The organism is Reyranella sp. (assembly GCF_030651995.1).
Classification (GTDB): domain Bacteria; phylum Pseudomonadota; class Alphaproteobacteria; order Reyranellales; family Reyranellaceae; genus Reyranella.
In genome coordinates this window covers 38,084-62,224 of record NZ_JAUSBN010000062.1, presented here as the reverse complement: position 1 = coordinate 62,224, position 24,141 = coordinate 38,084, and the positions used below count along the sequence as shown (strand labels likewise).

The window sequence follows — 24,141 nt, the reverse complement described above, 5'->3', positions numbered from 1 at the left end:
CCGAGCGCAGCGAGGGACCTTTAGAGCCGCCGACAAAGGTCCCTCGCTGCGCTCGGGATGACAAAGTGCGTACAAATAGGGCCGGCTGGACCAGACTCGGGGTCCTGAGTCGGACACTCCCTGGATTGTAACGTGTCGTTGCCGCTGCTGGCGATTTGCCGATCCTCTTCAATCTTTCCCCGGACACTCCTGCATTTGAATGGGGAGGAAAGTGATTCTACTTCGTGCGGAAGGACTCTAGGTTTCGAGCGTGCCCGCCAGGCGCTGCGCGGCGTCGGCATAGTCCTTCATGAAGTCGTAGACGACCGAACGCGCCGACTGTTCGGTGTTCATGAGGCCGACCGCCTGGCCGACATAGTAGGTGGCGAGCCGCTGGGCTCCCTCATGACCGCTGGCGGCAAGCTTGTCGATCCTGGCCAGCGCCGGCCGGCTGATGAGGCCTTGAAGCGGCATCGGCAGCGGATCGGGGGCGCTCCCGCCGTGCCAGCCGTCGGTCCAGGCCGACCTGAGCTGCCGCGTCGGCTTGCCGGTCCGGCTGCGCGACCGCACGGTGTCGCGGGAGGTCGCCGCCAGCATCTTCTTCTTCACCGTCGGGGTCGTCTCGGCCTCCGCCGTCGTCAGCCAGACCGAGGCGGTCCAGGCGCCGTCGGCGCCCATGGCCATGCACGCCGCCATCTGCCGCCCGGTCGCGATTCCTCCGGCCGCCAGAACGTGGATGTCCTTGTAGTCCTCGATGGCCTGCAGCACCTCGGGTACCAGCACCATGGTCGAGACCTCGCCGCAGTGCCCGCCTGCCTCGGTGCCGGCGACCACGAGAATGTCGACCCCGGCCTCGGCGTGCTTGATCGCATGTTCCCTGGCGCCGGTGAGGGCGCCCACCAGGATGCCTTTGTCGCGGGCCCGTTTCATAATCGAAGGCGGCGGCACGCCCAGGGCATTCACGAACAGCTTGATGGGATGGCTGAAGGCGACGTCGAGAAGGCGAGCCGCGCCGCCTTCCCGCATGTTGTCCGTATAGTCGTGGCCGCCTTGCCCGGCAGACCACAGATCGGCGGTATCGATGCCGTGCTGGGCGAGCAGACCGGCGACATGTCGGCGATGCTCAGGGGGCACGCGGGCCTCGAGGTCAGCCGCCGTCAGCCCGCCCTCCTTGTCCTCCATCTTGTTGGGAATCAGCAGGTCGATCCCGTAGGGCTTGCCGTTTACGTGCTCGTCAATCCATTTGAGATCTATTGCCAGGGTCTCCGCGGTGTGGGCGACGGCGCCCAGCACGCCGAAGCCGCCGGCATTCGACACCGCGGCCACGACGTCGCGGCAATGGCTGAAGGCGAACAGGGGAAACTCGATTCCGAGCTTCCTGCACAAAGCAGACTTCATCCGACGTTCCCCCTGGATAGGATATTGATGTGGCCGAGAAAGCCTTGCGTTGGGGTTGGACTGGCGCGCTCGAGGTGGCCCGGTACGCCATGTCCGCGACCGACACACCGGGCTCGCCAAGGGTGCCAACTGCGAGGCATTGTCACGATGATGCTCGCGGGGCGCAACCAGCCAGCGTCTTGAATTTGACCAAGCGCGCGTCAGCCGAGTCGGCAACCGGTGTTGGCCTACAAGAGCGTCCCGCCCCAGCACCGTACCAAGTTGCACGGCGCCAACCCGCTGGAACGATTGAATGGCGAAATCAGGCGCCGCACAGAGGTCGTCGGCATCTCCCTCAACGAAGCCGCCATAACCCGTTTCGTCGGCGCATTCCTGCTCGAACAGAACGTCGAGTGGGCCGTCCAGCGCGCCCGCTACATCATGATGGAATCATCGCCCTGCCCATCGAGGCAGACTGACCGATCTGGCTCAACCCCGGGCTCATCTTCATGACCGGCGATCAGCTACGCCACGCTCCAAGACACGACCGCGTGCGGCCCACAATTCCTGTCGAACTGTTCCTGCCGGGTGCAAACGTAGAGGTTGATCGAATCCTGGAACTCCTCGAATTCAGAGGAGTTGCAGGACGACCGACCAGTTCTCTCCTTTGACCACTCCGGCACGCCAAAAGCCACCGGCGAGAATGAAGACAAAACGGACCTCGCCGGGCGATTGTTTGCGCTGCTGAACGTGGTCAGCCTTGGCCAACGCAGGCCATTGAGCACGCGTGGCGCCCTGCGATGACAGCACTGTCTTCAGCGCCGCAGCGCGAACTTGGTGCCTTGGCCTGAGGTAAAGACGATCTGGTTGGCCTCCACGGCCCCGGCGAAGCTCCCGCTGATCTTCACGCACTGCGAATCCATCCCATCGACCAGCGCGGTGTAACTTCCGTCAGGCCGGATCGCGAGCGACAAGGTCACGTCGCCGTGGCAGCGCATGTTGTGCCGGGTCGTGCTGCCCGCACCGTTTCGAATTTGCACGGTGATATGCTGCACCGGGCCGTTCCGTGGCACGATGCTGCCCACCCATTGGCCGTCATAGGCGCTCGGCGCAGCCGACACGGGCGGCGCGGCAGGACCGGGCGATGCGGCGGCGGGAGGCTGCGACGATGCCGCCGCGACTCCGGCCTTTGCCTTTGACTTCGCATCGGCCTCGGCCCGCTTCCTGTCTTCCTCGTCCTTCTGCCTGGCTTCCTCCTGTTTTCCTTTCAGGCCCTCGTCGTGCTTCTGAAGCGCCGGCGCCGCTTCGCGCAGCAGCGCCTGCTGCTGCGCCGCGGTGAGGAAGCCGGTCGAGGACTGGCCGCGCGCCTTCTGCCAGGCCGCGATGGTCTCGCGGGTGCGAGGACCGAAGGCGCCATCGGTGCCTCTGGTGTCAAAGCCCAGTGACGTGAGCGCAAGCTGGAGGCGCTGAAGATCGGCAGGCGCCAGCCGCAACGCAGCCTCGGCCGATTCGGCCGTCTTCTTCTGGGCTGCCGCCGCGTCGGCTTCGGCCTTCTCGCGCGCTTCGGCCGCGGCGAGCTGGTTCGCCGAAGCCTCGGCCTTCTCCTTCGCTGCGGTGGCCGCCTTCCGGCTTGCCTGCTCGTCCGCGGCCTGACGCTCGGCCTGCGCGCTTGCAAGCGCCTCGTCGGCGCGGATCTTGGCCGCGGCCTCGGCGGCCGCCTTTGCCCGCGCATCGTCCTCGGCCTGGCGCAGGGCCGCCATTTCGGCTTCGGCCCTGCGTTGAGCCGCTTCGGCTTCAGCGCGGCGCGCCAGCGCCTGGGCCTGGGTCTCTTCCTGGCGCCGCACCGCGATCTCGGCCTTGAGACGGGCCAGTTCGTCCTCGGCCTGCCGGCGCGCCGTCTCGGCCTTCGCGAGATCGGCGTCGGCGGCGAGCTTGGCGGCCGCATCGGCCTCGGCCTTGCGCAGGGCCTCTTCAACCAACCGCTGCTTCTCGGCGGCGGCCGCGTCGGCTGCCCGCCGGTCGGCCAGGGCGCGCTCGAGATCCTCCACCTTCATTTCCTGCAGCGCCGTCGTCGCGGTGGGTGGAGCCTTGGCCGGTGGAGGAGTGGTGGGCAGCAGGGCGGGAGACAACGCGAACCACCCGCCTCCGGTCAGCAGGACGACCGCGGCCGCGATCCCCGCATAGAGGGTCGTACGAGGCTTCGCCCTCGGCGCCGGCGCCGGCGTCCTGTCGGAGGGGGCGGACGGCGATGTGCGCGGGACGTGCATCGCTTCCCGATCGACGGTGCGAGACATGAACTGCGTGGCGTCGGCGGAGGCCGGCGAGCCCATGGACAGGACGGCGCGACAGCCGGCGATGGATTGCGGACGGTCGGACGCACGCACCGCGAGACCGGCATCGAGGCCCGCCGCAACGGCCGGCGGAAGGCCCGGGATGGTCATCCGGACCAAGGGCTCGTACGTGTCGTCGAGCATGCGGTCGAAGGCGTTGGGCGGGGGCTTGCCGACAAGGGCGTGATAGAGGGTGGCCGACAGGCCGTAAATGTCGGTCCACGGCCCCTGCTTCGCCGAGGTCATCTGCTCGCCGGCCGCATAACCCGGCGTGAAGATCGCCGTCATCGCCGTCGTCCGGCCCGCGATGGCGGCGCGCGACGCACCGAAATCGATCAAGGTGGGGTTGCCCACCGCGTCGAGCAGGATGTTGGCCGGCTTGATGTCGCGATGCAGGAAGCCCGCATCATGCACCTGCTCCAGGCCGTCGAGCAGGACCCAGAGAATGCGCTCGACGGCAGCAGGATCGAGCGGTCCGTCGCGCTTGATGCGGTCCGCGAGCGTGTCGCCATGGAGCATCTCCATGACGATGTAGGCGGTGCCGTTGATCTCGAGGAAGTCGAAGACGTGCACGATGCCGGGCGCGCGGTGAAGGCTGGCGAGTGTCTGGCCCTCGGCGACGAAGCGATCACGGCCCCACGTGAAATCGTCGGCGACCCGCGTCGAGCGGGGGAGCACGGTTATGCCGTCGGCTCGGTAGGCGAGCGACGTCGGGAGGTATTCCTTGATCGCGACCTCGCGGTTGAGCTGGCTGTCGCGCGCGAGATAGGTGATGCCGAAGCCGCCCTGGCCGAGCACCGCGAGCACCTCATGACGCCCGATCCGGGCACCCGGCCGCAAGGCAACGATGTCGACGTCCGTTACGAAGCCGGATGCGCCGGGTGGTGCCTCTGTCATAACGACGCTCTACTCCCCGGCCAGCCAACGCTCGCAGACGCCTGATGATGGCGCCCACAAGGCCGGAAGGCGCTTCGTGCCCGATCATTCCTCGTCGCACAAGGGCGGGAAGCGGGAAGCGGGAAGCTCATCGGCCTGAGAGGTCCGCCTGTCGACAGACTCCCTTCCCTGCAAGAAGAGTTACTGGCCCGGCGGGCCTGATAGAGTGGTCTCGAAAACGATGCCGGACACCCGCCGATGCTCTCGATGCTCTCCCGCTTGCTGAAGACGGTTGCACGGTTCGTGCGGACCTTCGCCTGGGTCGCCGCCGGTCTGGCCGTTGTGTTCGCCGGTCTGTTCATCCTGCCCCGGGCGATCGACTGGGAACCGCACAAGGCACGTCTCGCGGGGATTCTCGCGGAAGCCACCGGGCGCGAGGTGGTTCTGGACGGCCCGCTCGAGATCGCCCTGTTGCCGCAACCGATGCTCGTGGCGCAGCAGTTTCGCCTCGGCAACGCACCGGGCGCCGTCACGCCGCACATGCTCGAAGCGCGGCGGATCCTGGTGACCCTGTCCTGGTCGGCTCTGCTGCAGGGCCGCATCGAGCTGGTGCAGGTCGTCGTCGACGAGCCACGCCTGGTGCTGGAGTCGGGGGCCGACGGTGAACCCAACTGGCGTCTGCGTCTGCCCGAAGGCTGGGCGGGGCAGGGGGCGACCACGCCGGGTCTGGCGCTCACGCGTCTGGAGATCCGGAACGGCCGGGTCGTTCATGCGTCCGGCCTGTCGGGCCAGCCGCTCGAAGCGCAGGCCATTCACCTGTCGGGGTCGCTTGCGCCGAGCGATGGCGTTCTGCACCTGCACGGAACCGCCGTCGTCAACGGCGTCCCGGCGACGCTCACGCTCGACCTGAAGACAGCCGCGACGGCCGATGCGCCGATCGGCCTGACGCTCGGCGTGCCGGGCGGCCGTCTCGTCTTCACGGGCTGGCCCGGGGAGCGCACGGCGCGCGACCCGCTGCGCGGCCGCGTGTCGTTCGACACCGAATTCCTGCCCGAGTTCGTCCAGTCGGTCACGACACTTACCGGCCGGCGGCCGATGCGGGTGAACGAGGCGATTGTCCGCACCCTGGCCGCTTCGGCCGATGTCGAGCTGGCCGACGACCGGCTGTCGATCGACGATCTGGATTTCAACCTGGCAGGCGAACGGATCCTCGGCAGTCTCGCGGTCGTCGGGGGAGAGACGCTGCTGGTGAGCGGACGGCTGGTGGCCGCCCATCTCGACGCGGATCGCTGGGTCGAGCGGCTGCAAGGGCAGGCGCTGTTCGTCGCACCGATCGGCGGTTCGGCGCGGCCGGCCGCTGAACCGACCGAGCCGTCCGGCGACGACCTGCCGTCGGTGCAGGTGCAACTGACCGTCGAGGTCGACACGGTGCGCTATCGTCTCGACACGGTGCGCGAGGTCGCCGTGACGTTCCGGTACGAGAACGACGTCCTGCACGTGCAGGCGCTGAAGGCCGTGCTGCCGGGAGAGTTCCGGCTGAACCGGCGGGTCGGCTTCGAAGGCGACGCGATGCACGCGGGATACGACGGCATCATCGAGGTCGAAGGCACGAACCTGCGCCAGACGCTGAAATGGATCGGCATCGATACGACATCGCTGCCGCCCGACCGCCTGCAAACGCTGCGGATATCCGGCAAGACACGGCCGGCAAAGGGGTTCGTCCGCGTCACCGACGCGACCTTCGAACTCGACGACCAGCAGGGCACGGCGACCGCCGACATCGCCTACTCGATTCCGACCGTCATCACGGGCCGCTTACATCTGCCGAACCTCAACCTCGACGCCTACCAGCTGAGCAGTTTGGCCCTGCAGGACTTCATGCCTGCTCCCGATACGGTTCCGGTCTCGCCGTCGGCGGATAGCGAGCCTCCGCCGCCGGTGCTGGATCTGAAGGCGACGATCGACAGAGTGCTCTATCGTGGCGAGATGGCTCACGGTGTCGATGCCCACGCCGTCATTCGCGGCAACGAGCTGAAGCTGAAGCACGTGGGCGTGAACGAGCTTCTGGGTTCGCACTTGGAACTCTTCGGCTCGATTGCCGACTTCGGCACCGTCCCACGCTTCGATCTGGCATACCGCGCCGTCGTTCGCGACGCCGACCGGATGCTCGACTATGCCTCCCTGCCGCGCTTCGTCCATGGCCGCATCGGGGCCGCCCAGGTGGCGGGCCGCGCCGTTGGAACCCTGAAGGAAGCGGTCCTGTCCGACCTGTCGGTGGCCATGCTCGGGGCCACCATCACGGCGGCGGGCCGGCTCTCCTTCGAGGCCGACCGTCGCTTCGACTTTCCCCGCTTCTCCCTGGCCAGCCCCGACATCGGTGCGCTCGTCGCGGCGGCCAGCGGCAGCCCGCGCCGGGAACTGGCGGAGGTCGAGGCCAAAGGCGCCTTTCACGGCGATGCCGCGCGCGCGACGTTCCGTGGCAACCTCGAGGTCGACGGCATGGCGATGTCCGGCGAGCTGTCCTCGACCCTGGTCGCACGCCCACACGTCACCGTATCCCTGCGGGCGCCCGCCGGGTTGCGGCTGGATCGCTGGTTGCCACCGGCGCCTCGCTTCAGCGAGGAGGGCGCGGGCGGCTCATGGACGAATGTGTCGGCATCCCCGGGAAGCGGGAGTCTGACGGCGCCGCTGCGCGCGCTGGACGCGACGATGGCGCTCACGATGCCGCGCCTCGCGTGGGGACCGTTCACCCTGGAGGCCGTCGACCTTGCTGCGAAGCTGCACGGCGGTGTCCTGGAGGTGACGCGGTTGGCGGGCACCCTTGAAGGCGCTGGCCTCGAGTTGACGGCAACGATCGATGCGCGCCGCGACGTGCCGGTCGTGGAAGTGAGGGGTGGGGTCCGCGACATCGACATCTCGCACGCCATTGCCGTCGCCGGACGCGCCAACGAATTCGGCGCCGATCAGTTGGCGGTGGCCCTCGAGGGCACGCTGAACCTGGAAGGGCTCACCCTGAAAGCGGAGGGCGAAACGATGGACGAGATCATCGCGTCGGCCGTGGGACGCGGAGTCTCCAAGGGCGACGTCCGCGCAAGTGTCGTCCGGGGATCCGCCTCCTTCGCCTCCTTCGCGACCGGCGTGGCCAGCCTGTTCAGCACCGAGATGGGCTTCACGTCGGCCGTCATCGATGGGTTCGTGGGGAGCTGGATCGCGACGAGAGGCGGCTTCGAGGTCGCCGGCGGCATCGTCACCTTCGACGAACACACCGTCCGCGCGCCGCATGCGACGGCCTACGTCAGAAGCCGGCTCGATCTGCGGCAACGAGCCGTGGACGCGTTGATCGCCCTCGATACCGGCACGCCGGGCTCGATGGACTATTTGATGTCCGTGCGCGGTCCCTTGGAAGCGCCGACTCTGCAGGCCGAGCCGAGGCGCTGACGCCGGCATCTGAGACGGGAAACTTCGACGTGTCAGGCAAGGAGAAGCAGCCAGCCTGCCGCGACCAGCATGCTGATCAGCGACACCGGCACGCCGGCGCGGGAGAACTCCGCCAGGGAGACCGGCGCGCCGCGCTTGGCCGCTTCCTCCACGACGATGATCCCCGCCAGGCTGCCGAACACCACGACGTTGCTCGCCATGGCGGTTCCCAGCGCCATCGCAGCGCCCGTCTGCTCCGGGTTGCCGCCCTGGATATAGGGCATGAGGAGCAGGACCGCGGGATTGTTGCCGACGATGTCGCTCAGCACGCCGCTCCCCACCAGCAGGGCCACCGGATGCGTGAGGTCAAGACCCCATTGCGTCAGATCGGCGATCATCCGCTGCGGAATGCCGGTGCTGGCGAACGCGGCATTGACCACGAACAGCCCGCCCAGAAGAATGAACAGGTCGCCGTCGACGTGCTTCATGACGTCGGCAGAGGCGATGCGGCGGTTCAGGAGCAGCACTGCCCCTGCGGCGAGGGCGATCAGCTCGCGGGGCCAGTCGGTCAGGCAGAAGGCTGCAACCACCAGCACGGTCACGACGGCGGCCTTGGCGATCTCGACCCGGTCGAGCGTCACCGGTGGCGGCGCCGCGGCGGTTGACGCGGGAGCGGCGTCAACGTTCATCCAGCGTCCCCGGTACAGCACCACGAGCACGCCCCAGATCACGACCAGCGACAGGATCGACGGCAGCATGGCCGCGCGCATGAGCCCGACGAAGCTGAGGTCCAGCCCCTGGGCGATGATCATGTTCTGCGGGCTGCCGATGATGGTGCCGGCCGATCCCGAATTGGCGGCAAAGGCGAAGCCGAGCAGGAACGGCGTGGTGTTGAGACGGCGCGCCACGCAGAACTGCAGCAGCAGGGGGACCATCGCCACCACGACGACGTCGTTGGTCAGGATCGAGGACAGCACGCCCGAGGTGACGATCATCACGTCGAGCAGCTTTGCGGGGCCGAGCTTGAGTGCGGCGGCACGGGCAGTGAGCCAGCCGTAGAAGCCGGAGACGGAGAACGCGCCCGAAACGATCATCAGGCCGAACAGCAGGGCCATGGTGGGAAAGCTCACCGCCGCCCACGCGGCGTCGACGTCGATCTTCTCGAACACCAGCATCGCGATGGCGCCGAGCAGGGCCGCGCCCGTGCGGTCGACGCGAAAGCCCGGCAGTCGCCCCACCGCCATCGCGACGTAGGTCGCGAGGAAGATCGCAACGGTCAGGGCCATGACGCCGGCTGCCCGTTCAGGTCGGCCCTCATCCCTTCGAAGCCTTGTGGTAGGCCTTGCGGATCTGGTCCAGGTCGACGGTGGGCTTTGGCATCTGCAGCTTCATCCCTTCCATGGCCTCGCAGACAATCTGCGATACCGCAAGGTTTCGGAACCACTTGTGGTTGGACGGGATGACGTACCAGGGAACCCTGGCCGTCGAGCAGCGCTCCAGCATGTCCTCGTAGGCCCTGACGTAGTCGTCCCAGTATTCGCGTTCCCTGTAGTCGCTGTCGCTGATCTTCCATTGGCGCGCCGGATCGTCCAGCCGCTGCTTGAAGCGCTCGAGCTGCTCTTCCTTCGAGATCCAGAGAAAGAACTTCAGGATCGTCGTGCCGCTGTCGGCCAGCAGGTTCTCGAATGCGTTGATATGGTCGTAGCGGAGGGACCATGTCTCCTTGGGTACGAGATGGTGCACGCGCACCACCAGCACGTCCTCGTAATGGGAACGGTTGAAGATCGCCACCTGGCCGAGTTCCGGCGCATGCCGGTGAACCCGCCACAGGAAGTCGTGGCCGCGTTCCTCGGTCGTGGGCTGCTTGAAGCCGGTGACGGCGCAGCCCTGGGGATTCATGGCGTCGATGACGTGCCGGCACACACCGTCCTTGCCGGCCGCGTCGATGCCCTGCAGCACGATGAGCACGGAATGGGCGCGCTCGGCATAGAGCGTGTATTGCAGTGCCTTGAGCTTCTCGAGATAGGCGGCGATCTCCGGCGCCGCCGTGTCGGCGGATTCGTGCTTGCCGTGGAAGCCGGGATCGATGTCCTTGAGCCTGACCTTGTGTCCCGGCGCCACGATCAGCTCGCGTGCGTAGTTCATCGCGGCAATTCCTTTCAGCTTATGGATTTCGGGCGCAGGGGCACGTGGCTCTGCAGCGATTGCGTCACGATCGACGCACTGCGCAGGCGGCCGGCCGTGCGATTGTCGATCGTCCGCTCCGTCGCGAGGCGAACCGCACCCAGCACGACCATCCAGACGAGATTGTAGGCCCACACCGCCGCGATCGTCTCCCAGGAGATCGCCGGTACCAGCCAGCCGAAGCCGCACATCAGGGCGGCCACGACCTGCGTGGCCGCAATGGCGGCGAACAGCGGCGCTGCCGGGAACGGCGGCAGGAAGAACCAGCGTTCCGTGCGGGTGACGAACAGCAGGAGATGCCCGCCGACCACGAGCTGCAGGAACACCGCGGTCTGCAGATGGGCGCGGTCGTCGAGCGCGAACCAGGCGTTCCAGGCCGGGTTGGACAGCACCTCCATGCCGATCAGCAGCAGGCCGAAGGCCTGGGCCACGGAGAACAGGCCGAGCACCGCCGACACCGAAAGCAGGCGTGCCATCCGCCATCGGATCGGACGCTCGGACACCGGCGTGTTGTCGTAGGCGATGGTCATGATCGGAATGTCGTCGAGCAGCGACATGATGACGATCATGACGGCCGTCAGCGGCTGGAAGCCCAGCGTGATGGACGACAGCACCACCAGGAACATGATCGTCATGGTGAGCGCGACGCGGTAGATCGTGTAGCTGGTGATGCGGCCGAAGATGCGACGCGCCTCGTCGATGGCGCTGTTGATCACCGAAAGGCCCGGCGAGGTCAGGATCAGCGCGGCCGCGCCGCGTGCGGCGTCGGTGGCGCCGGACACCGCGGTGCCGCAGTCGGCCTGCTTCAGGGCCGGCGCGTCGTTCACGCCGTCGCCGGTCATCGCCACCAGATGGCCGCGGCCCTGCAGGGCCTTGACGATGGCGTACTTGTGCTCCGGAAAGACCCTCGCAAACCCGTCTGCCGTCTCGATTGCATCGACGATGTGCGGCGGCACGTTGTTGGGGTCCATGTCCTTCGGGAAGGCGTCGGCCGCGGCGATGATGTTGGTGCCGAGCCCGAGCTGCCGCGCGGTCTCGCGCGCGATCGCGGTATCGTCGCCGGTGATCATCTTGATGGTCACGCCCTTGGCGCGCGCGAGATCGATGGTCGCTTTCGAATCGTCGCGTGGCGGGTCGAACATCGGCAGGATGCCGAGCAGCCGCCAGGTCACCCCGGCGTCGTCCGAGCGTGCCACGCCCAGTGCACGATAGCCCCGTGCGCCCAGCTCCTCGACCGTCCTGTGCACGGCCGCAGCGGCCTTCTCGTCAGCCTTGACGAGTTCGGCGATCACCTGGGGCGCCCCCTTGGAGACGACGATCTCGCGTCCGTCGGGCGCGGTAACGTGCGCCGAGGTGCGCTTGGTCACGGGATCGAAGGGCGTGAAGCCGGTCTGCTTCCAGGCCTTCAGGGACCCGGGGTCGGTCAGCGCCTCGATCACGGCCGTGTCGATGGCGTCACGGTCCTCGATCTTCGAGGCCAGCGCGCCGGCGAGCACGACCTCCTGCCCGTCCCTTGCGGCGAACAGGATCGGGTCGCCGAGTTTGAGCTGGTTCTTGGTGAGCGTGCCGGTCTTGTCGGAGCAGAGGATGTCCACTCCGGCCATCTCCTCGATCGCCTCCAGCCGCGACACGATCGCCTTCTGGCGCGACAGCGCGAGGGCGCCCAGCGCCATGGTGACGGAGAATACCGCGGGCATGGCGACGGGGATGGAGGCCACCAGCAGGACGAGCACGAACTGCAGGATGCCCAGCGCATCGCCGGTGCTCCAGGAGTCGGCCACGACGATGTCGTGATAGACGCGAAAGGCGACCATCACGGCGGCCAGCGCCAGCGCCAGCACGATCAGGAAGTTGCCGATCTGGAACATGGCCTTCTGCGCGTGGCTCGCCGCGCCGGCGCCGGCCACGAGCTTGGCGGTGCGGCCGAAGAGGGTGCTGGAGCCGGTGGCGATGACCACGCCCTCCATCTCGCCCTGCTTCACGACGCTGCCCGAATAGGCTTCGTCGCCGATCTTCCTGGCCACGGGCAGCGATTCGCCGGTGAGGGCGGACTGGTCGATCGCCGCGTAGTCGCCGCCGACGAGGCGCAGGTCGGCGGGCACGATCTCGCCCAGGCGGATCTTCACGATGTCGCCCGGCACCAGGGTCGAGGCGGCGATCTGGCTCCACGTTCCGTCGCGTCGCACCGTGGCCACGGGCGCCAGGCCCTTCTTGAGGGCCGCCAGCGCGTTCGAGGCCTTCATGTCCTGCCACAGATCGAGGGCTGCGTTGAACAGCAGCAGCGCGGCGATGATGGCGAAGTCTTCCCAGTGGCCCAGGAACGCCGAGATGGCCGCAGCCGCTTCGATGAGATAGGCGATCGGTCCCGTGAAGCAGCCCAGCAGCTTCGCCGCGAGGCTCTTCTCCTTCTCGACGATGGCGTTGGGACCGTACTGGCCGAGGCGACGGTCGGCCACCGCGGCCGACAGACCTCTCCCGGGAACCGTGTCCAGGGCGGCAAGCACGTGCTCGATGGGAAGCTTCTCGAGATCGGCCACGGTCGCGGCGTCCTTGCCGGGCTGGCCGGTTGTTGCGGCTGTGTCCATGACGGTCGCCCCGCTGTCGTCGTCCGCTGTTCGCCATCGCCGGCCGAGAGCGCGAGCAGCAATGATCGGTCGATCATACTTATTGGGATGGCATGGGGCGGGAACATGATCTGGATCAAGAAAGCAGCGGCTCCCGGCGACCAACCAACATCGGCGTCCGCGTCCGGCGCCTGAGGTTTGCCGGCTCTTGATGTGTCTCAATGCCCGTCGTTCGCGAGCAGCTAGCGTGCGCCCCGCAATTGCAGAAGGCGGTGATTGAAATGGTGCCGAACGAGAGTGCCTCCGTCGCAACCTCGCCGACCGAGCGCGATTCCTATGTCGTCACGGCGCTGTCGGACGTCACCGATCGTGCGCTCCGTGCGGCGATGGCGCGATTCACCATGGGCCTTTCGCCGGCGGCCATCGCGGCGGCCTATCTCGACTGGGTGGCCCATCTGATGGCGGCGCCCGGCAAGCGCCTGCAGCTGATCGACAAGATGGCGCGCAAGTCGATGCGCTTCGCCGACTTCGCCTGGCAACAGGCGCAGCGCCCCGGCAAGGCTCCACTGGCGATCGAGCCGCTGCCCCAGGACCGGCGCTTTGCCGGCGAGGCCTGGCAGCATCCACCGTTCAATCTCCTCTACCAGGGGTTCCTGCTGCAGCAGCAGTGGTGGCACAACGCGACGTCCGACGTCCGCGGCGTGACGCGTCATCACGAGGATATCGTCAGGTTCGCGTGCCGGCAGATGCTCGACGTTTTCGCGCCGTCGAACTTCCTGCCGACCAACCCCGAACTCCAGCAGCGCACCTTCGAGACCGGCGGGCAGAACTTTCTCGACGGACTGCAGCACCTGTTCGAGGACTGGCAACGCGCCGCCAGCGGCAAGAAGCCTGTGGGCGCCGAGGCCTACGAGGTCGGGCGCACCGTCGCGGCGACCCCCGGCAAGGTCGTCTTCCGCAACCGGCTCATCGAGTTGCTGCAATACGAACCCGTGACTCGCCAGGTCCACGCCGAGCCGGTGCTGATCGTGCCGGCCTGGATCATGAAGTACTACATTCTCGACCTCTCGGCGCAGAACTCGCTGGTAAGATACCTGACCGCGCAGGGCTTCACCGTGTTCATGATCTCGTGGAAGAACCCGTCTGCCGAGGATCGCGACCTGGGCCTCGACGACTATCGTCGGCTGGGCGTCATGGCGGCTCTCGATGCCATGGGAGACATCGTCCCCGGGCGCCAGGTGCACGCGCTGGGCTACTGCCTGGGCGGAACGCTGCTGGCGATTGCCGCGGCGGCCATGGCGCGTGACGGCGACTCACGGCTCAAGACGATGGTCCTGCTGGCGGCGCAGACCGACTTCAGCGAGGCCGGCGAACTGATGCTGTTCATCGATGACAGCCAGATCGCGTTCCTCGAGGACATGATGTGGGAGCAGGGGTTCCTGGATGCGAAGCAGATGGCCGGGGCCTTCCAGCTGCTGCGCTCCAACGACCTCGTATGGTCCGTGGTCCTGCACCGCTACCTGATGGGTACGCGCGAGCCGATGAGCGATCTCATGGCTTGGAACGCCGATTCCACGCGTCTGCCCTATCGGATGCATTCGGAATATCTGCGCGGCCTTTTCCTCGGCAACGATCTGGCGGAGGGACGGTATCAGGTCGACGGCCGGCCCATTGCACTGACCGACATCAGGGTGCCGATCTTCGCCGTCGGAACGACCTGGGATCACGTGGCGCCCTGGCGGTCGACCTACAAGGTCCACCTGCTGGTGGACACCGAAGTCACCTACGTGCTGACCCCTGGCGGGCACAACGCCGGCATCGTGTCCGAGCCGGGCCGTGACGGTCGACATCATCGTGTCATGACCAAGAAGGCCGAGGACCGCTATGTCGATCCCGAGACGTGGGCAGCGATCGCGCCGCAGCGCGATGGCTCGTGGTGGCCCACGCTCGCCGCGTGGCTTACGTCACGGTCGGAGGGCGGGCAGCTGCCGCCGCACATGGGCAATCCCTCGGCCGGGCTGGCGCCGCTCTGCGACGCACCAGGCACCTACGTGCTGCAGGACTGACGTTCGCCCACTTGGCCGGCAGAGCGCCTAGCGCCAGAAGAGGGCGAGCAGGATGATGATCGGAATCGGAATGCCGAGCATCCAGAGCAAAATCGAACGGCCCATTGAGATCTCCTTCATGTCACGGCACTTACAAACGAGTGGCCGGCCTTGAAGGTTGCGCAGGCCCATGCCACTTGGAGGATGTCCTGCCGTTCACGTCACGCTGACTGGAGTAGCGTTCCTTGCCTCTTCTCGACGGGCGCACGATCCTGATCGTCGAAAACGATTCGGCCATCGGGCTGGATCTAAGGGCGGCCCTGTTCGCTGCGGGGGCCACTCCCGTGGGACCTGCCAACAGCGTGGAGAGCGCCTTCGCGCTGATTGCCGATCACGCGATCGATGCCGCGATCCTCGACATCCGCCTCCAGAAGGACGAGCTGGTCTTTCCCGTCGCCGACACGTTGCAGGCGCTGCGCGTTCCCTATGTCTTCGCCAGCGGCCGGTCGACGGCCCTGATGCCGTTGCGCCATGGCGACCGGCCGTTTTTCGACAAGCCCTTCCGCTCCGAGCAGCTGGTCGAGGCGCTGGCCGAGAGTCTGGCTCAGCAGAGCGCCGCCTAGACCTTTCTGGGCGAGAGAGTATCGAAGCGATGTCCGGAGGGCGGTACCCCGGCTGGGGCGGTTTCAAAGACACGGCCGAGTCCGATCTGACGAAGCGCCCCGTCGCTTCGCTCGATGAGCAAGGCATCGAAGCCGTACTTCTCGGCGAGTGCCCTGCCTTCCGCCCGCCCGAGAACCATGAGCGCGGTCGACCACGCGTCGGCCTCCATGCAGCTCGACGAAACGACTGAAACCGAAGCGATCGCATTGTCGATCGGACCGCCGCGCAGCCGGTCCATCGTGTGGGACAGCCGCGTCCCTCCGACCTCGATCCAGTGCCGGTAGTCACCTGACGTGGCGACGGCAGCGTCCTGCAACTCGATCGTGCCGAGCGGACTGCGAAGCTCGTAGTCGGGCTTCTCCACCGCGATGCGCCACGGCGTTCCGTCCGGCGTCGTGCCGCTTGCTGCGAGTTCACCATCCAGTCCGACCAGCGCGTCGGAGATGCCGAACGCCTTCACGGTGCGCATCATCTCATCGACGGCAAAGCCTTTGGCGATCCCTGACAGGTCGAGGTCGAAGTGCGCCTGCTTGCGCGCCCGTGCTCCCGGCGCATCCAGCTCCAGGACCGTATGGGTTGGTGGCAGCCGTTCGTGAAGCGCCGCCTGGATCGCTTCCTTGTCGGGGATCGAACCGGCGGCTCCGAAGCCCCAGGCATTGACCAGGCGCCCGACACCGATGTCGAACGCGCCTCCGGACAGGCGCCCGATCTCCAGCCCTCTGGTCAGAACCTGCAAGAGTTCCCGAGGCAATGAGATCCAGGTGCCGGGAGCGGCGGCATTGAGGCGCATCAGGTCGCTGTCCGGCTTCCAGGTGGACATCTGGCGGTCGACCCGTTCGACGGCACGCGCCAGGGCGTTTTCAAATGCAGGGATGTCGAGCTCGGGTGGGGCATGGAGAATCGCGGACCATCGCGTTCCCATGGTTGACCCGCTCAAGGCGTGGCGACGGAGACTAGTAGACATCTTCGAGGTATCTCCCTTCGTCCTTGAGAAGGCCTGGCGTCAGGCCGGCGGGAACCAGCAGTTCGCCCAGCGTTTCCTTCACGCCGGCCGCCATCTCGCGTCCGCCGCAAACCAGGACCTGGGCGCCTGCACCGATGAGGGTGCGCAAGCGATCGGCATCGGCACGGAGGCGATCCTGCACGTAGCCGCCGCCTCTCACGCGCGAGAAGACAGCCGACAGGCTGGTCAGCCGCCTGTCGCCCAGCCACTCCTGGATCTCACGCCGATAGAGGAAGTCCGACTGCGGATCGCGCCCGCCGAAATAGAGGTGCAGGGGCTGTCGTCCCCTATTGGCGCGAATGAATCCCGCCAGGGGGCCAATACCGGTGCCGGCACCGATCAGGATGACGGGCTTGCGTCCCTGCACCGGACGGAAGGACGGATTGGGCTTCACGAAGGCCTCGATTTGGTCGCCGGGCTGCAAGCCGTGGAGCAGGCCCGAGCAGAGGCCGCCGGGATGTTTGCGCACGCAGATTTCGACGAAGGCATCGCGGGCCGAGCTGGCCAGCGAGTAGTAGCGGGGCAGGGTGACGCCCGGCGGTACGATCGCCAGCAGGTCGCCGGCAGAGAACCGCGGCCAGCCACGGCCCGCGAGACGCGCGAGCAGGCTGCTTTCGGGCAAGGCGAAGCGCAGCACGCAGTTGGGCGCCTGCACCTCCGTGCCGTAGTCGACACGGTCGATGAGTGTCAGCGCATGGGTGCGCGGACGTTCGGGCACGTGCGCCAGCACCAGATCCTCGCCCATGACGGACGAGAGCGCCTTGCCCCAGCGCGCGAATTCCTGCGGGGACTGACGGTCGATCGTCTCCAGGGGGAGCAGCGACGTCCAGCCTCTTTGCGTCAACGCGGCATCGACATCGCGCGCAAACTGGCAGAACTGAGGGAACTGGCGATCGCCGAAGCCCAGGACGGCGAACCGGAAACGCGGTGGTGCCCCGATCTGGTCGAGGCGTTCGAGGAATGCGCCGGCGTTCGTCGGCGCCGTGCCGACGCCGTGGGTCGCCGTCAGCAGGAACATTCGCTGCGCCGCCGGATAGGGTCGCGCGACACAGTCCATGGCGACGGTGTGGACCGTGTGGCCGTTGGCCGTCAGCGCCGCATGCAGCGTCCGGGCGAACCCCCAGGTGCTGCCGCCTTCGCTCCCGACCAGGATCACCGTATCGGCCGTCCTGGCGGGGACATTGGCGGCGATCGGCGCGTGCGCACGGCGCCTCCTCCACCACAGTACGGTGCCGCTCACGCCAAGCACCGGAACGCCGAGGGCACTGAGCCCGAGCAGCACCCCGACCCACCACAATCCTCTGCCGGTATGCACCCTGTAGATGAATTCGTGGATCTGGCGGCCGACCGTATGATCCTGCCAGGCCAACACCTTTCCGCTCGCCGGGTCGACGTAGCCCTCGCCGTCGGCGGTCGTCAGACGGAAGAAGTCTGTCGGATCGGCCGGGTTGGGAAATGTCAGTTCGCGAAGCTGGCTGACATCGATACCGCGCAACACCTCGATCCGGGCCAGCGGCAGAGCGGAACCGCCCTGTGCCATCGTCGGGAAGTCGGGCGCCTGCGACTGGCCGTCCGGGATCAACCCGAACGTCGTCAGCGACAGGAAGAGCGCAGTGAGCGTCGACACGATGAGCCCAAGCGTTGCCAACCGGCCCAGATCGGTATGCAGCCGTTCCATGCCGCCGCCGCGCGAGCGATCGAGAAGGCGAGCCCATCCGCCCAGTCGCCGGGCCGTCATCTGCACGCCGGACAGCGTCAGGACGAGCAACGCCAATGCAGCCGCGCCGGCGGCCATGCGCCCGTCGTCGCCCAGAAAGAAGGACCGGTGAAGATTGGTCATCCAGCGCTCGAATGCCGAGGGGGCGTAGGTCGAAACCGGTTCGCCACTGGAGGGATCGACGACCATCGCAGCCGGTCCATCGGTCCCGGCGTAGAACGCAACGACCTTGCCCGAGGGCAGCCTCTTGATCTGCTCCACACCGGGATGGGTGGCGACGGTCCGCACGGCCAGCTCGGCAACACTGATGCCGTCTGCAGGATGTGAAACCGCTCCGGCACGCTCCAGCGCGGGCATCACCGACAGCACCGAGCCGCTGATGACGACCGCCATCAGCGGAATGATGACGGAAAGGGCGAGAATCTTGTGAATCCAGCGCAGCATGACAAGCCTCCCGAGTGGCGTCGGCCTACATGTCGTAGGTGAAGGTCTGGACGTAGCTGCGACCCGCCACGGGTCGGCCTGCCCCGGCGGCGGTCAGTGGAACGACGACCTCGGACGGGCTGTCGCGCATGTCCTCGGCCGCAACGTCGATGTGCAGCTTGTAGCCGGCATCGAACAGCGCATCTGCCAGGTCGACGGTGACCTTCAGCGTACGGCCCGCGCCGACGCTCGCGCCGGTGATGCCGTTGATGCCGGCGACGTTGCCGCGGGAGGCGCGGTCCCAGCCGCTCAGGTGGCTGTAGTATTTCGACTTGGAGCCGGCCACCCACAGTGTGCCCTTGTAGGCTCCCGACGCGTCGGTCACGTAGAGCGCGAGATAGGCGCCGTTGCCGCCGTAGTTCTTGAGCGTGGTCGTCAGGGTGACGGGGCGGGCCATGGCCAGCCCCGGGACGGTCAGGGCGGTCGTCATGGCAAGGCCGGCAAGCAGTGTCTTGATTCGCATGGTCTCATCTCCAGCTGGTCGTGTTGAGCGAGCCCACACTGGACGCAAAGGCTGAAGCACTGCTGAAGCGCGACAGGACTTCGCTTCAGGTCGCCGTCAGGTTGGAGACTGCGGAAAGATCGATGTCACACGAGGCGTCGCTACTGAATCTCCGCCTTGGGAGGCGTTGGTGACTTGAGGATCTCGTTGGCGGGGGGCACCGGGACGGTGCGTCGTCCGTCGTCGCCATCGCCACGTCCGTTCCTCTGCTTCATCCGGACGATGGCGAGCGATTCTGGATCTATCTTCACGGCGATCTCGCGGCCGTCTGCATCAATTCCCCTGATCTGATAGCAGCCGTCATCGATTTTTATTCTCCGGACTGTCCAACCCTGGGTCTTCGCCATTTGCTCGACGGCTTCGCGCGGCTGCCATTGGGCCATGGGGACCTTGCAGTCGTCCTCCCGGGCCAGGGCAACCGGGGACGCCAGCGCGCTCGAAAGAATAGCGGCGATCAATACCGTCCTTTTCACGTTCCGTACTCCCGCCAAGGGTCTCGATGTCTTCTCTTGGGCCGGTTTCCTGACGGCGACCTGAAGGCGCGCCGGCATTTGCTTCAGGTCAATGTCAGGTCGCTGATTAAAGTTCATTGGAGGTCCGGTAAGCGGACTCAGCAACTGACCGGATCGGAACCATGCGAGTTCTGTTGATCGAGGACGATACGATTCTTGGCGCGGCCGTGCGCGATCAGATCGCCGCCGAAGGCCACTCGGTGGACTGGGTCACACGGCTGGATGCGGCGCGGGATCATATCGGCAGCGCCGCCTATGACCTTCTTCTGCTGGACCTGATGCTGCCGGATGGCCGGGGCATTGGCCTGCTGCGCGACCTCCGCACCCGGGGAAGTGTCACGCCGGTCATCATCCTGACCGCGATGGATCAGCTGTCCGATCGCATAGAGGGGCTCAATGCGGGGGCCGACGACTATCTGGTCAAGCCCTTCGACCTTTCCGAGCTGTCGGCGCGGCTGAACGCCGTGGCGCGGCGCTATGCCGGGAATCCCAATCCTCTGGTCCGTATCGGGGACCTCGAGATAGATCTTGCCGCGCGCTCAATCCTCCGTGCGGGACGGACCATCGACCTGACGGCTCGCGAATGGGCGCTGTTCGAGGCTTTCGTGCAGCGTCCCGGCCAGATCCTGTCCAAGGCGCAACTGGAGGAGCGGCTGTATTCCTTCGGGGCGGAGGTGGAGAGCAACACGACCGAGGTGCACGTCAGTCGCCTTCGCAAGAAGCTCGGACATGGCATCGTCGAAACCGTACGGGGCGTCGGCTACCGGCTGGGACGTGCCGCGTGACCGCGCCGCGCAGCCTGCAGTGGCGGATCTCTCTGTGGCTGGGGCTTGGCGTCGCGCTGTTGTGGGGTCTTGCCACCGTGGCGACGGCGCAAAGGCTTCGTCACGAGATGAACGAGGTCTTCGACAGCGCACTCGAGGAGACCGCCCAGCGTCTTCTCCCGCTCGCCGTGCTCGATATCCTGGGCCGCGAAGAAGGCGACACGTCCCAGCGTATCGTCACGCTGAGAGAGCACGACGAGTACTTCACGTATGCGGTACGCGATAATCGCGGCGGCATGCTGCTGCGCTCGCACCGTGCCGATGATTCGGTGTTTCCACCCTTTTCGAGGATGGGATTCGTCGATACCCCGACGCACAGGGTCTACTTCGATGCCGCGTTGCAAGGCACCATCACCATCGCCGTGGCCGAGCCGCTTGCGCATCGCCGCGAGGTCGCGAACGAGGCCCTCCTGGGTCTCGCCTGGCCGCTGGCCCTGCTGATCCCCGCCAGCCTTCTCCTCGTCTGGGTGGTCGTTCGCGTCTCTATGGCGCCGATCACGAACCTGCGAACGGGAATCGAGGCGCGCGGCAGTGGCGACCTCACGCCCATTCCAGCCGCGGGCCTGCCGTCCGAGATCGGGCCGATCGCGGACGCGGTGAACCATCTTCTCCTGAGACTGAGCCGGGCCCTGGATGCCGAGCGCAGTTTCACCGCCAACTCGGCCCACGAACTGCGCACGCCCGTTGCCGCGGCGCTGGCACAGACGCAACGGCTCATCGCCGAGACGAAGGATGCCGATTCCCGGGAGCGGGCGCTGCAGATCGAGAGGGCGTTGCAGCGTCTTTCGCGACTGTCCGAGAAGCTGATGCAACTGGCGAGGGCGGAGGGCGGCCGCCTCCGGGGCCGGGAGACGACCGACATTGCAAGCGTCGCGAAGATGGTCGTCGATGAGATGGTGCGGAAGCCCGGCATGACCGGACGGATCATCGTCGATGTTCCGGAAACGCCGGTACCGGCCGGAATCGACGCCGACTCCTTCGCGATCGTTTTGCGCAACCTCGTCGAGAACGGTCTCAAGCACGGGCCGCCTGACAGGCCGGTCGTGATCGCTCTGTCAGGGGATGGCATGCTGACCGTTTCCAACGAGGGGCCAGCCGTTCCTCCCGACCTGCTGTCGCGCCTGCTGCAGCCTTTCGAGCGTGGCCGCGCCACCGCGGAGGGTTCCGGTCTCGGCCTTGCCATCGTCAACACCATTGCCACCGGAACCGGCAGTCGGCTCATCCTGACATCGCCCTTGCCTGGGCAGCAAAGCGGCTTCGAGGCGAGGTTCGCGGCCCCGCCTCCCAAGCTGGAGGGACTTGCGGAGAAGTCCGGGGAGAAGAGACCGGCCTCCAGCGTGGAGAGCGCCCTCTAGAACTTGCGGCGGAACGAGAAGAGATCGGCGTCGGGATCGTCGCGGCCGCCGATCGCCGCCGACAGGACCTGCGCCGACAGCATCGAGAAGGTGATGCCGTTGCCGCCATATCCGAGGGCCGCGAAGCAGTTCCTCATGCCGGGCACGGCGCCAATCGAGGGCGATCCGGTGGGCGACGCGCCAAAGCTGCCGGCCCACGCATAGTCCGCCTCGGGGCGCACCTGCGGCAGCAGGCGCACCAGCTTCTCCTGCAAGGCGGCGATCTTCTGCGGGATCAGCGCATCGCGCGTCTCCTGGTCGATGAAGGCCTCGTCCTCACCGCCGCACAGGATGCGGCCCTGCGGCCCGACCCGCAGGTAGAGATAGGGATCGGACGCCTCGCTGATCATGACCTCGTCGCGCCAGGCTGCCCGCGGCTGCGGACGCGTTGCGAGCGCCCAGGTCGAGGTCACGCGGTGACCCATGCGGGGCACGCCCTTGGGCATCTCGTAGCCGGTGGCGAAGACCACGGCGCGCGCGCGGAGCGACGGACCTCCCGCGGTATGGACGACCGCGCCGGACACGAGCGGATCGATCCCGGTCGCCTCCACGGGCGCATAGAGGCGCGCCCCGCGGGCGAGGGCCGCGCGCAGGAATCCCGAAGCAAGCTTGCGCGGATCGGCCGCCATGCCGCCATGGCTGAGCAGCGCCGCGCGGCCCTTGATACCGTAAGCGTCGCGCACCTGACCGCGGGTCAGGAACGAGACTTCGAAGCCGGCGTGTCGACGCGCGCTGGCCTCTTCGCGCAATCCCTCGACGTCGAGCACGTCGCCCTGGAGGTAGAGCGAGCTGCGATGCACGCAGTCCGCGTCCAACCCCAGGCGATGCAGCCGCTCGTCGAGCGCATCGAGGGCGAGTTTGGATCGCCGCCACAGTCGCTCCGCCCGCGCGGGCCCGATGCGCCTGGCAAGGCGACACAGAGGAAGGTCGAGTTCGTACTGCAGCAGGGCCGTAGAGGCCGTCGTCGACCCGGCAAGGGGCCCGCGGCGGTCGACCATGACCACGTCGAGCCCGTCCTCCGTCAGGCGCTCGGCGATGAGCGCACCGCTTATTCCGGCACCGATCACGACGACGTCGCAGGCGAGATCGCGCCGAAGGCGCCGTTCCGGCACGCGTGCAACGGGGATGCTCTGCCAGACCGTCCGCCCGGTCCGCAGCTTTCGGTGCTGGGTAGCGCTCAATGGAGAGACTTGGGGGGAGGTTTGGCCAAATTCACCCGCGTCCAACGTCGGAGGCAGTCGCAACGTTGCAACGCATCGTCGAAGTGTGCGTTGGCCGGTCTGCCCACGCCATCACACAGGAGCCGACGATGCCCACCCCGAAGGAAATCGAAGACAAGTTCTGGTCGGCACTGAAGTCCGACATGACCATGATGCTGGGCCTCGACGGCGTGGAGGACGGCCATGCGCGCCCGATGACCGCGCAGCTCGACGGCGAGCGCGGGCCGATCTGGTTCTTCGCCAGCCGCGACAATGCCATCGTCGAGAAGCTCGGCGCCGGAGAGGGCAATCGCGCCATCGCGACCTTCACCTCGAAGGGCCACGACCTGTTCGCGACGGTCCATGGCGGGCTCACGCTCGACAACAATCCGGCGACGATCGACCGGCTGTGGAACCGCTACGTCGCGGCCTGGTTCGAAGGCGGCAAGACCGATCCCAAGCTCGCGCTGCTGCGCCTCGACGCCGAGCGCGCCGAGATCTGGCTCGATGCGTCGAGCATCGTCGCGGGAATCAAGATGCTGTTCGGCGCCGACCCCAAGCAGGAATACAAGGACAAGGTCGCCACGGTGAGCCTGAGGGGCTGACGATGGCAACGAGGATCGAGCGAAAAACGTTCGGCACCCCTCGGGTCCTGGATCGCCGCATCGAGGCGGCGATCGGGGCGCAATTGCGCTCCTGTGCGGGCAATCGGCGGCGCATCGCGCGGCGGCTGCGCGAACTCGCGGAGGAACGGGATCTCGAAAGCGTGCTCGAGAGCAGGGCCTCCCTCGTGGCGTCACTCGGCTTCATGGCGGGGGCTTTGGTCAATCGGCGATTGCCGTCGATACCCGTTTCATGGACGGCATCGCTGGTGCGGCTCGCCGCCACGAACTGGTTGCCGATGGAGACGTTGCTGCGTCGGATGGGGCTGCGAACCTCGCGCGAGATCGAGATCGAGCGTGTGGCCCTCAGGCTCATGCTCGGCGATCTGGAACGGCTTCCTCCCGCTCCAGGAAGCCGCCGAGTGGGCGACTCCGGCATCCGGGTCGTCCGCCCCTGAGGGGCGACCCCG

At 67.1% G+C, this 24,141-nt stretch carries 17 protein-coding genes and 1 pseudogene; 8 read left to right on the top strand and 10 right to left on the bottom strand.

Annotation, left to right across the window (positions count from 1 at the left end; all coding sequences use genetic code 11):
• Positions 1–237: 237 nt before the first annotated feature.
• Entirely contained in the window at positions 238–1,377 is a 1,140-nt protein-coding gene (locus Q7V45_RS19410) for a nitronate monooxygenase (RefSeq protein WP_304855046.1), read from the bottom strand.
• Between the two features lie 219 nt (positions 1,378–1,596).
• Between Q7V45_RS19410 and Q7V45_RS19405 the strand changes: the two are divergent.
• Positions 1,597–1,869: pseudogene (locus Q7V45_RS19405) on the top strand (transposase); the annotation flags it as partial.
• Between the two features lie 302 nt (positions 1,870–2,171).
• On the opposite strand, the gene Q7V45_RS19400 reads toward Q7V45_RS19405, so the two are convergent.
• Entirely contained in the window at positions 2,172–4,583 is a 2,412-nt protein-coding gene (locus tag Q7V45_RS19400) for a serine/threonine-protein kinase (protein WP_304855044.1), read from the bottom strand.
• Between the two features lie 246 nt (positions 4,584–4,829).
• Between Q7V45_RS19400 and Q7V45_RS19395 the strand changes: the two genes are divergently transcribed.
• Positions 4,830–8,000 (top strand): AsmA family protein, encoded by a 3,171-nt coding sequence (locus tag Q7V45_RS19395; RefSeq protein ID WP_304855042.1) that lies wholly within the window; start codon positions 4,830–4,832, stop codon positions 7,998–8,000.
• A gap of 32 nt (positions 8,001–8,032) precedes the next feature.
• Here the strand turns inward: Q7V45_RS19395 and Q7V45_RS19390 are convergent, their stop codons facing one another.
• From Q7V45_RS19390 to Q7V45_RS19380, 3 genes are read right to left on the bottom strand one after another with little or no spacing between them, the layout of a single operon-like run.
• Positions 8,033–9,265 carry an SLC13 family permease gene (locus tag Q7V45_RS19390; RefSeq protein WP_304855040.1) on the bottom strand — a complete coding sequence of 411 codons (1,233 nt, stop codon included), beginning with the start codon at positions 9,263–9,265 and terminating at the stop codon, positions 8,033–8,035.
• A 28-nt stretch (positions 9,266–9,293) separates the two neighbouring features.
• The gene (locus tag Q7V45_RS19385; protein WP_304855038.1) at positions 9,294–10,124 is read right to left on the bottom strand and encodes a PPK2 family polyphosphate kinase; all 831 of its coding nucleotides are present in this window, start codon (positions 10,122–10,124) and stop codon (positions 9,294–9,296) included.
• A gap of 14 nt (positions 10,125–10,138) precedes the next feature.
• Complete coding sequence (locus Q7V45_RS19380; RefSeq protein ID WP_304855037.1) at positions 10,139–12,748, bottom strand: plasma-membrane proton-efflux P-type ATPase; 2,610 nt, start codon at positions 12,746–12,748, stop codon at positions 10,139–10,141.
• A 260-nt stretch (positions 12,749–13,008) separates the two neighbouring features.
• On the opposite strand from Q7V45_RS19380, the gene Q7V45_RS19375 reads away from it, so the two are divergent.
• Together Q7V45_RS19375 and Q7V45_RS19370 are read left to right on the top strand one after the other, a co-directional pair.
• On the top strand, positions 13,009–14,793 hold the full coding sequence (locus Q7V45_RS19375; RefSeq protein ID WP_304855035.1) for an alpha/beta hydrolase: 1,785 nt from the start codon (positions 13,009–13,011) through the stop codon (positions 14,791–14,793).
• Between the two features lie 224 nt (positions 14,794–15,017).
• A complete protein-coding gene (locus tag Q7V45_RS19370) occupies positions 15,018–15,395 on the top strand; it encodes a response regulator (protein WP_304855033.1) in 378 nt (125 codons plus the stop codon).
• On the opposite strand, the gene Q7V45_RS19365 is transcribed toward Q7V45_RS19370, so the two are convergent.
• The 4 genes from Q7V45_RS19365 to Q7V45_RS19350 all read right to left on the bottom strand — a co-directional run bounded on the left by Q7V45_RS19365 (position 15,392) and on the right by Q7V45_RS19350 (position 19,613).
• Positions 15,392–16,399 carry an FAD:protein FMN transferase gene (locus Q7V45_RS19365; protein ID WP_370692629.1) on the bottom strand — a complete coding sequence of 336 codons (1,008 nt, stop codon included), beginning with the start codon at positions 16,397–16,399 and terminating at the stop codon, positions 15,392–15,394. The two genes, Q7V45_RS19370 and Q7V45_RS19365, sit on opposite strands and share 4 nt — an antisense overlap.
• Positions 16,389–18,599: a PepSY domain-containing protein gene (locus Q7V45_RS19360; protein ID WP_304855028.1), complete on the bottom strand. Its 2,211-nt coding sequence runs from the start codon at positions 18,597–18,599 to the stop codon at positions 16,389–16,391. Before Q7V45_RS19360 ends, Q7V45_RS19365 begins: the two co-directional genes overlap by 11 nt.
• A gap of 25 nt (positions 18,600–18,624) precedes the next feature.
• Positions 18,625–19,095, bottom strand: a complete 471-nt coding sequence (locus Q7V45_RS19355; RefSeq protein WP_304855048.1) for a DUF2271 domain-containing protein — start codon at positions 19,093–19,095, stop codon at positions 18,625–18,627.
• Between the two features lie 146 nt (positions 19,096–19,241).
• The gene (locus tag Q7V45_RS19350) at positions 19,242–19,613 is read right to left on the bottom strand and encodes a PepSY domain-containing protein (protein ID WP_304855025.1); all 372 of its coding nucleotides are present in this window, start codon (positions 19,611–19,613) and stop codon (positions 19,242–19,244) included.
• Between the two features lie 161 nt (positions 19,614–19,774).
• Here Q7V45_RS19350 and Q7V45_RS19345 point away from each other — a divergent pair, with 161 nt between their 5' ends.
• Positions 19,775–20,437: a response regulator transcription factor gene (locus Q7V45_RS19345; RefSeq protein ID WP_304855023.1), complete on the top strand. Its 663-nt coding sequence runs from the start codon at positions 19,775–19,777 to the stop codon at positions 20,435–20,437.
• Complete coding sequence (locus Q7V45_RS19340) at positions 20,434–21,831, top strand: ATP-binding protein (RefSeq protein WP_304855022.1); 1,398 nt, start codon at positions 20,434–20,436, stop codon at positions 21,829–21,831. The genes Q7V45_RS19345 and Q7V45_RS19340 overlap by 4 nt, the downstream gene beginning before the upstream one ends.
• On the opposite strand, the gene Q7V45_RS19335 is transcribed toward Q7V45_RS19340, so the two are convergent.
• Positions 21,828–23,051, bottom strand: coding sequence for an FAD-binding oxidoreductase (locus Q7V45_RS19335; protein WP_304855020.1), 1,224 nt, complete (start codon positions 23,049–23,051; stop codon positions 21,828–21,830). The two genes, Q7V45_RS19340 and Q7V45_RS19335, sit on opposite strands and share 4 nt — an antisense overlap.
• 128 nt (positions 23,052–23,179) lie before the next feature.
• Between Q7V45_RS19335 and Q7V45_RS19330 the strand changes: the two genes are divergently transcribed.
• Together Q7V45_RS19330 and Q7V45_RS19325 are read left to right on the top strand one after the other, a co-directional pair.
• Positions 23,180–23,674 (top strand): pyridoxamine 5'-phosphate oxidase family protein, encoded by a 495-nt coding sequence (locus Q7V45_RS19330; protein ID WP_304855018.1) that lies wholly within the window; start codon positions 23,180–23,182, stop codon positions 23,672–23,674.
• Between the two features lie 2 nt (positions 23,675–23,676).
• Positions 23,677–24,129: a hypothetical protein gene (locus Q7V45_RS19325; RefSeq protein WP_304855017.1), complete on the top strand. Its 453-nt coding sequence runs from the start codon at positions 23,677–23,679 to the stop codon at positions 24,127–24,129.
• The last annotated feature ends 12 nt before the right edge of the window (positions 24,130–24,141 follow it).

What these genes read in the sequence shown, in the direction of transcription:
- Q7V45_RS19390 (WP_304855040.1), bottom strand. Translation starts at nt 9,265, where the DNA reads ATGGCCCTGACCGTTGCGATCTTCCTCGCGACCTACGTCGCGATGGCG.
- Q7V45_RS19410 (WP_304855046.1), bottom strand. Translation starts at nt 1,377, where the DNA reads ATGAAGTCTGCTTTGTGCAGGAAGCTCGGAATCGAGTTTCCCCTGTTC.
- Q7V45_RS19395 (WP_304855042.1), top strand. Translation starts at nt 4,830, where the DNA reads ATGCTCTCCCGCTTGCTGAAGACGGTTGCACGGTTCGTGCGGACCTTC.
- Q7V45_RS19325 (WP_304855017.1), top strand. Translation starts at nt 23,677, where the DNA reads ATGGCAACGAGGATCGAGCGAAAAACGTTCGGCACCCCTCGGGTCCTG.
- Q7V45_RS19380 (WP_304855037.1), bottom strand. Translation starts at nt 12,748, where the DNA reads ATGGACACAGCCGCAACAACCGGCCAGCCCGGCAAGGACGCCGCGACC.
- Q7V45_RS19365 (WP_370692629.1), bottom strand. Translation starts at nt 16,399, where the DNA reads ATGTCTACTAGTCTCCGTCGCCACGCCTTGAGCGGGTCAACCATGGGA.
- Q7V45_RS19330 (WP_304855018.1), top strand. Translation starts at nt 23,180, where the DNA reads ATGCCCACCCCGAAGGAAATCGAAGACAAGTTCTGGTCGGCACTGAAG.
- Q7V45_RS19375 (WP_304855035.1), top strand. Translation starts at nt 13,009, where the DNA reads ATGGTGCCGAACGAGAGTGCCTCCGTCGCAACCTCGCCGACCGAGCGC.
- Q7V45_RS19360 (WP_304855028.1), bottom strand. Translation starts at nt 18,599, where the DNA reads ATGCTGCGCTGGATTCACAAGATTCTCGCCCTTTCCGTCATCATTCCG.
- Q7V45_RS19345 (WP_304855023.1), top strand. Translation starts at nt 19,775, where the DNA reads ATGCGAGTTCTGTTGATCGAGGACGATACGATTCTTGGCGCGGCCGTG.
- Q7V45_RS19400 (WP_304855044.1), bottom strand. Translation starts at nt 4,583, where the DNA reads ATGACAGAGGCACCACCCGGCGCATCCGGCTTCGTAACGGACGTCGAC.
- Q7V45_RS19385 (WP_304855038.1), bottom strand. Translation starts at nt 10,124, where the DNA reads ATGAACTACGCACGCGAGCTGATCGTGGCGCCGGGACACAAGGTCAGG.